Source organism: Paracoccus sp. PAMC 22219 (assembly GCF_000787695.1).
GTDB lineage: Bacteria > Pseudomonadota > Alphaproteobacteria > Rhodobacterales > Rhodobacteraceae > Paracoccus.
The window spans coordinates 21,159-28,327 of sequence record NZ_BBPH01000128.1 but is presented as its reverse complement, the minus strand read 5'-3'; the positions used below and the strand labels follow the sequence as shown (position 1 = coordinate 28,327).

Sequence of the window (7,169 nt, the reverse complement as noted above, 5' to 3'; positions counted from 1 at the left end):
CGTGGGATGTGACAGGTAGGTCATCTTGGGACCTGGCCTGCCCCCCGGGTCATGGTTGCGATGACCAATCACCGCAGATAATTCTCCTGCGAGTAGACCGGCTGCTACGGCTTGGTGCCATTGGCCACGGAAGGGACGCTTAGTGACTGATGAAATTTCTGCCGGGCACTTTGTCAGGATGCGAGTTAAAAGTGCCTTGGAGGAAGCCGCGTATCAAGAGCGCAGGCTTTTCGAAGTGGATGCCAAGCCATATACGCTGCAGGAGCGCCTAGAGGCAGAAGGCCTTCATTCCGAGATCGCCAAGCTTGTTGCACGTGCGGACGAATTTAATCGAATGGTGACCGAGCGTCTGACAAACGAAGCCAAAGACGATGCAAAAATGTAGAAGAACTGAGGCGGTTTCGGAATGCCGGGCGCATCAAAGTAGAACTTGCCGCCTTTTGATTGGCGATTTCCTGTAAGGTAGACGGGTGGCATCAAGAAGCAAAAGCTGGTTTCCAAGCCATTTTACGGCCCACGCCGACCTGTCGATGCTTCTTGAAAGATCCATGATTTAGCGTAGGGAGCGTCCCGCCGTCCCTACATTTAGGGGTCAAACTAGTCCTCGCAGGCGCCTATTCTCTGGAAGACATCAGCTTCTGACAAACCCATCGGCTGTGTCGCAAATAGCCTCTTGTCCATCAGTTTGGGACGGTTGACGAGATCCGGCTTAAAGTCCATGTGAGCCAGAATGTCGCGATCCAGGTCAATTCCAGGAGCGATTTCCTCAAGCGTCAAACGGCCATCGGCAAGTCTGAACACGGCACGTTCGGTCACGAACAGGGCCTTCCGCCCCTCACGTGCGGCGAACGGCCCTGAATATGAAACCTGCTGAACGGTATCGCAGAATTTCTTATGGCGACCCTCGGTCACGATACGGAGGGTACCGTCCTCACAGGCAATATCCAGCCCCCCGGCCGTGAACGTCCCGCTGAAGACAGTCTCTTTGGCGTTCTGACTGATGTTCACAAAGCCGCCGATGCCGACGATCGTACCGTTGAATCGGCTGATATTCACATCGCCTTGTGCGTTGACCTCGACGAAGCTGAGAAATGCCACGTCAATACCGCCACCATCGTAAAAGTCGAATTGATAGGGCTGGTCTACCATTGCGGACCAATTCTGCGCTGCTCCCGAGTCCGGTCCGGTAAGGGGCGCGCCGCCGATAAAGCCTTGTTCGTTGGTGAGCGTGATACGGTCCAGAATGCCTTCTTCGGCCGCCACAGTGGAAATGCCGGTGGAGATACCTGCGCCAATGTTACAGACGGCGCCGGGACGCAGCTCCATCGCGGCGCGGCGGGCGATGATCTTGCGCGCCCCGAATTCAAGCGGCTTGATGCGGTTTAACGGCACGCGCAGCTCCCCGGAGTAAGATGGATCGTAATCGGTCGCATAGGTCTGGCTCTGCTCCGGCACGACCACGACGTGATCGACCAATATTCCTGGGATCCGCACATCGCGCGAACGAAGCGCGCCGCTGCGCGCAACGCGCTTGACCTGGACGATCACCTTGCCGCCCATCCGGCGGACTGCCTGTGCTGTGGAGAGCATTTCACCAGGAATTGCTTCCTGCTCCATCGAGATGTTTCCGTCCTCGTCGGCGGTGGTCCCGCGCAGGAATGCCACGTCGATCTGGAACGGAAGGAAGCGCAGCCAATCCTGGCCGCCAATCTGAATCAACTCAACCCGCGGCTCTGACATCCTGCCTCCCTGCAACCCACCATCCTGTCTTGGATCCACAAAGGTATGCAGGCCGGTTCGGGTGATCAGGCCAGGGCGGCCGGCAGCCATGTCGCGCATCAGTTGCGACAGAACGCCCTGAGGCAATGTATACGCCTCGACCTGGTCAGCCAGCGCCATTGGGATAAACGCGGGCGCATCAATGAGGGCGCTGGTAATAAGGCGCCGTACCATGCCGGGCTGAGCTAGGTGTGCCGCTCCCCGATCCTGGCGATCTCCGATGCCTACGACATGCGTCAGGGTTAGCCCGCCTGGCGCGCCGGTCTGGCGGAACCGCTCACCCAACGCTGCCAAAAGCGCCTCGGGAACAGCATGACCGCCACCCGAACCGCTGGCAATGAGAGAACTTTCCGCCCCGACGAGGTCAGCGGCTTGGGCAGGGGTGATAAACTTCACGTCGGACCTCTTATCAGGATGGAGTTGACTTCTTATGAAGCCAATTGTAACCGGTTACAAGTACAACATCAACCGTATGATGTGTGGTGCCGGACGGTGCTGCCATAAATGAAGCCGAGGAGTGTTCTGGATGGGTATGTCAGGTTTGGATTATGTGCAGATCGGCGAAAAGTTCAGATTTGCCAAAACTGTCGGAGAGGTGGACGTCACCCTGTTCGCCGGTTTGACCGGTGATTTCAGCGACACACACATCAACGAGCATTATATGCGGGAGAAGTCGTCCCTGGGATCGCGCATCGCGCACGGGGCTCTGATCGTAGGATACATGTCAACGGTTTCAACCTTGTCTATTGCCCATATTATCCACAAGGACGACCTTGAGGATTTCCCGGTATCCGCGGGCTACGACAAGATCCGCTTTCTGCGCCCTACTTTCCTCGGTGACACGGTGACGACCACATATGAGGTTGTTGAAATCGATCGCGAGGGCGGAAAAAGCCTCGCCAAGATGGAGTGCACAAATCAGCGCAATGAACTGATTGCGGTTGGGACCCATGTGATGCGATGGGCGCGGAAACTCCATCAGACGAGCGGTACCCCGGTATGACGGCCCTGCGCGGCAAAGGCGTACTTGCGATCTGGAATGGCATCGCAACCGGACAGGATGCCGAATTCATCCGGTGGCATGTTACCGAACATATTCCCGAGCGCCTCTCCATTCCCGGATTTCGTAGGGCTCGACGTTACGTCGCACTGGAAGGCCATCCGGCCTACTTCAATTTCTACGAGGTAGACGATGCTCAGGTGTTGTCGTCAGAGACATACTTGGCGCGGTTGAACCAACCGTCGGACTGGACGCAGTCCATCGTGCCGCACTTTACCGATACCTCTCGAACCCTATGCCAGGTCGTTGACAGCTTCGGGCACGGAGTCGGCAGGGCAATGCTAACCCTTCAACTCTCCGGGCAAGTGACGCCCGCACTGCGTCGCCTGGTGGCACAGATTGCCGAGAGCCCGGATGTCTGTGCCGTCCACCTGCTGGAGCAGGCCCACGATAGTGTTCCGGTCACGCAAGAAGCGCGGATGCGTGACCGGCCGGATCAGTCCGCTGGTTTGATCCTGCTGATCGAAGGCGCTGTTCCCGAAAGAGTCGCGGCAGTGTCGAAAGGCGCAGCAAGCGATGCAGCCATTGCAGCAACGATAGGGACCGAACCGCTGATGCGGGGGCTCTATTGTCTCGATTTCCTGATGGACTGCCCCGAAGCAGTCTCCACCACTTAGAAAGGTCTGCAGATGAAACTTGTTCGTTACGGCGCGCCGGGGCAGGAAAAGCCCGGAATGATCGACTCGCAGGGGCAACTGCGTGACCTGTCGGGCCATGTCGCTGACATCACTGGCCGTGCCTTTGAGGCAGGGCTGATGGATACCCTGCGCGGCATAGACCCCGCCACGTTGCCGCGCGTCGACAACAGCCCGCGCATCGGCCCTTGTGTGGGCGATGTCCGAACCTTCTGGGCGATCGGCCTCAACTATACCGACCATGCAGAGGAAACCGGAGCACCCATCCCCAAGGAACCGATCCTGTTCAACAAGGCCGCCTCCTGCATTGTCGGCCCGTATGACGACGTGATCCTCCCGCCCGGTTCGGTCGAGGCCGATTGGGAAGTCGAACTGGCGCTGCTGATCGGAAAACGCAGTTATCGGATTTCCGAGGCAGAGGCCGCCGATGCCATCGCAGGCTATTTCATCTGCAATGACATCTCAGAGCGCGAATACCAGCTGAAGCGGGAAGGGTTGTGGACTAAAGGTAAATGCTGCCCGACCTTTGGCCCGATCGGTCCTTGGCTGGTGACCCCGGACGAGTTCGAGAACCCGCAGGACAAGGGGCTTTGGCTGGATCTGAATGGCACGCGAACACAGACCGGACACACGTCGAAGATGATCTTCACAATTGCACACATCGTGTCCTATGTCAGCCAATTCCTGATCCTGGAGGCTGGCGACATCATCACGACAGGCACTCCACCGGGCGTCGGACTGGGCATGGACCCCAATGTCTTCCTTAAGGCCGGCGACGAGATGCACTTGGGTATTGATGGCCTTGGTGCGCAGCGTCAAACCGTCGTGGCCTTTCCTGGCTGACTTCTCGCCTTCCGAGCTGCGCCGCGTAAGATCGTTCCTGCAGCGATCCGAGAGGCAGGATGGACAAGCAGATCGATCAGTCGACCATAAAACCACAGGCGAGCCGCAAGTCCACGGGCTTGCGGCAGGTCGCAGCGGTCGCAGGGGTGTCGACCGCAACGGTCTCACGCGTCCTGAACAACCCCGAAAGCGTGTCAGAGGGTCTGCGCACACGGGTTCTGATGGTGATCGATCAACTGGGTTGGGTGCCGAATGCCGCAGCGCGTGCATTGTCGTCAAACCGCACAGGTGCAATTGGCGCAATCTTTCCTGCACTTGGTGTGGGTGATTTCGCCCGTGCCATTGACGCCATGCAGGACGCACTCGCGGCACGCAATTACCTGCTGCTGCTGGCGCGGTCGCGGTATGACGCGGCACTGGAACTGGTCCAGGCACGCAAATTGGTGGAACGCGGCGTTGACGGGCTGATCCTGGTCGGCAGCACACGATCCCAGGACTATGAGCAGTTTCTGCGGCGGCTGAGCATCCCCTATATAAACTCATTCGTGTTCGACGCGGACTCGGCAATCCCCTGCGTGGGCCCTGACAACGCGCGCGCGATGGCTGAGATGGTCGATTATCTGGTGTCTTTGGGGCATCGCCGTTTTGGAATGATCGCACAGACCAATCGTAACAATGACCGTGCAGCCGCCAGGCGCGACGGCGTACGTGATGCACTGGCCCGGTACGGCCTTGCGATCCCCCCGCAGGCCATGGTTGAGGGGGAGTGGTCCATCGCGGAGGGCCGCAAGTTGCTCCGTCAGGTGCTGGCCACATCGCCCCGGCCCACAGCTATCATTTGCGGTAACGCACTTTTGGCGATCGGTGCGGTCCTGGAGGCGGCAGAAATGCATATCGTGCTGCCTCGGGATCTGTCGATCGTAGGATATGACGACACCGAGCTGATGTCAGAATTGCCGCAGCCGATCACAACCGTTCGCGTGGCATCGGACCGCGTAGGCAAGTTGGCTGCTGACTTGATCGTTGATATGCTGGAGGGCCAGACATCTGTTAGTGGCGCCCGCATCCCAAGCGAGATCGTCGTGCGGAGCACCACTGGACCCGCCCCACAAGACTGAGTTCTCATCCCGTACCACAACTCACCCGCTTTCATCCTTTGCTGGCACTTGACGGATGAGATCAATTTGGTTCATGTTGTAACCGGTTACAAATACCCGAAAGGGTTTGTAGGGGAGGAGATTCGAAATGAACAAACGCAGTTTCTGCTGTCGGCAGGCATCGCGGCGCTTGGCTTTGGCGTATCCGTGGAAACGGTTGCAGCACAGGAGGCTTGGCCATCTGAGCCTATCCAGATCGTTGTGCCTTGGGCCGCGGGCGGTGCGACAGATGCCATCATGCGCATTCTCGCAGGCGAGGTGTCGGATGCGCTGGAGGTTCCGGTTACCGTCGTCAATCAGACGGGCGCACGTGGCACGGTCGGCACGAACGCCGTCATCAACTCCGAGCCGGACGGATACACCTGGGCCTCGGGTGGCGTGCAGGATCTGGGCACTTATAAAGTTCAGGGGCTGCTGGACACAGATCTGGAAGACTGGCACCTGTTCATCGCCGTGTTGAACGCACCGGTCCTCAGCGTCGGCGAGGGGAGCGATCTGAAGACCCCGGAGGATGTCGCAGCTTTCATGAACGAGAACCCCGGTGATCTGACCGTCGGCACCTCGGGCATTCCCTCGACAGCCTACTCGGCAATCCAAGCGTTCCAATCTCATGTCGGAGGAGACTTCCGGGCCGTTGCTTATGACGGCGATGCCCCGACGATGGTCGCTGTCGTCTCGGGCGAAGTGATGGCCACAACCCAGTCCGGGCCAGGTCAGGCGGCAATGATCAAAGGCGGCCGCGTTACGCCGCTTGCTGTTTTGTCAGACCAGCCGCTGGTGATAGAGGGCATCAACGACATTCCGCCCATCACGCAGTTCTATCCTGATTTTTCGGCTCCTGGCGTCACCATCCAGGTGGGTGTCTTTCTTCCAAAGGACGTCCCTCAGGAGGTTCTGGACCGCATGACCGAAGTTTGGGAAACGGAGATTGCCAACTCCGAGGCCCTGCAGGCCTATGCTCGTGAGAATGGCTCGATCTTCAGCCCCATGCACGGCGAAGAGGCGATGGAGATGGCGCGGTCAGCCGTCGCCGCAACGGCATGGCAGATGCACGATGATGGCACGACCACGATGTCACCGGACGAGGCTGGTATCCCGCGGCCCTGATATTGGCCATCTGTGATCATAGCCTCTGCGCCGGGCGCGGCTTGCGCCCGGCGGTCACTGCCGAACGGAAGGCTCGACCATGACCACCCCCACAACCCCTGTCGAAACCAACAGGGCAGACCGCTGGACCGGGCTGTTCTGGATTGTCCTTGGTGGGGCGATCATTGCTCACTCTTTGGGAATGCCTATACCGCGCAACCTGGGTGCCACGACGCTGACCGGACCAGGCTTCGTCCCGATGCTGCTGGGCGGTGCTCTGGCACTGCTGGGCGGATCCCTAGCCCTGCGCGCCAGTCGTGGCGGCGATGCCTACGCTCCTGACGCCCCCGAAGGTCCCATTTCCAATGGTCGAGCGATGGTCGCGCTGGTTCTGATGGTTGCTTATGCTGCCGCACTGGCACTCCGTCAGCCGTTTATCCCTGGCACAATACTGTTCGTTACCCTGTTCGTGACAGTCTTCAACTGGGCCGACAAATCCATGCAGCAGCGACTGAAGACCGCTGGTGGCGCCCTGCTGCTGGCGACAATCACCGCCATCGTGATCCAGTTCCTGTTCGAACAGATCTTTTTCGTCCGTTTGCCCTGAGG

The 7,169-nt window shown here is 59.0% G+C and carries 8 protein-coding genes; 7 read left to right on the top strand and 1 reads right to left on the bottom strand.

Annotated features, from left to right (window positions below; all coding sequences use genetic code 11):
- Positions 1 to 142: 142 nt before the first annotated feature.
- Positions 143 to 385 (top strand): hypothetical protein, encoded by a 243-nt coding sequence (locus tag TY51_RS14195; protein WP_042250536.1) that lies wholly within the window; start codon positions 143 to 145, stop codon positions 383 to 385.
- Between the two features lie 212 nt (positions 386 to 597).
- Here TY51_RS14195 and TY51_RS14190 read toward each other — a convergent pair whose 3' ends face one another.
- Positions 598 to 2,175: an acyl CoA:acetate/3-ketoacid CoA transferase gene (locus TY51_RS14190; protein WP_042250534.1), complete on the bottom strand. Its 1,578-nt coding sequence runs from the start codon at positions 2,173 to 2,175 to the stop codon at positions 598 to 600.
- Between the two features lie 130 nt (positions 2,176 to 2,305).
- Between TY51_RS14190 and TY51_RS14185 the strand changes: the two genes are divergently transcribed.
- The 6 genes from TY51_RS14185 to TY51_RS14160 all read left to right on the top strand — a co-directional run bounded on the left by TY51_RS14185 (position 2,306) and on the right by TY51_RS14160 (position 7,167).
- Positions 2,306 to 2,782: a MaoC/PaaZ C-terminal domain-containing protein gene (locus TY51_RS14185; protein WP_052650238.1), complete on the top strand. Its 477-nt coding sequence runs from the start codon at positions 2,306 to 2,308 to the stop codon at positions 2,780 to 2,782.
- A complete protein-coding gene (locus TY51_RS14180; protein WP_042250533.1) occupies positions 2,779 to 3,456 on the top strand; it encodes a DUF4286 family protein in 678 nt (225 codons plus the stop codon). The genes TY51_RS14185 and TY51_RS14180 overlap by 4 nt, the downstream gene beginning before the upstream one ends.
- Before the next feature lie 12 nt (positions 3,457 to 3,468).
- A complete protein-coding gene (locus TY51_RS14175; RefSeq protein WP_042250530.1) occupies positions 3,469 to 4,317 on the top strand; it encodes a fumarylacetoacetate hydrolase family protein in 849 nt (282 codons plus the stop codon).
- Between the two features lie 59 nt (positions 4,318 to 4,376).
- Positions 4,377 to 5,435 carry a LacI family DNA-binding transcriptional regulator gene (locus TY51_RS14170; RefSeq protein ID WP_042250529.1) on the top strand — a complete coding sequence of 353 codons (1,059 nt, stop codon included), beginning with the start codon at positions 4,377 to 4,379 and terminating at the stop codon, positions 5,433 to 5,435.
- Between the two features lie 48 nt (positions 5,436 to 5,483).
- Complete coding sequence (locus TY51_RS14165) at positions 5,484 to 6,581, top strand: tripartite tricarboxylate transporter substrate binding protein (RefSeq protein ID WP_156118039.1); 1,098 nt, start codon at positions 5,484 to 5,486, stop codon at positions 6,579 to 6,581.
- Positions 6,582 to 6,660: 79 nt separating this feature from the next.
- Positions 6,661 to 7,167, top strand: a complete 507-nt coding sequence (locus TY51_RS14160; RefSeq protein WP_042250527.1) for a tripartite tricarboxylate transporter TctB family protein — start codon at positions 6,661 to 6,663, stop codon at positions 7,165 to 7,167.
- The last annotated feature ends 2 nt before the right edge of the window (positions 7,168 to 7,169 follow it).

Coding starts and splice junctions, on each gene's coding strand:
- TY51_RS14185 (WP_052650238.1), top strand. CDS start 2,306: ATGGGTATGTCAGGTTTGGATTATGTGCAGATCGGCGAAAAGTTCAGA.
- TY51_RS14180 (WP_042250533.1), top strand. CDS start 2,779: ATGACGGCCCTGCGCGGCAAAGGCGTACTTGCGATCTGGAATGGCATC.
- TY51_RS14175 (WP_042250530.1), top strand. CDS start 3,469: ATGAAACTTGTTCGTTACGGCGCGCCGGGGCAGGAAAAGCCCGGAATG.
- TY51_RS14170 (WP_042250529.1), top strand. CDS start 4,377: ATGGACAAGCAGATCGATCAGTCGACCATAAAACCACAGGCGAGCCGC.
- TY51_RS14160 (WP_042250527.1), top strand. CDS start 6,661: ATGACCACCCCCACAACCCCTGTCGAAACCAACAGGGCAGACCGCTGG.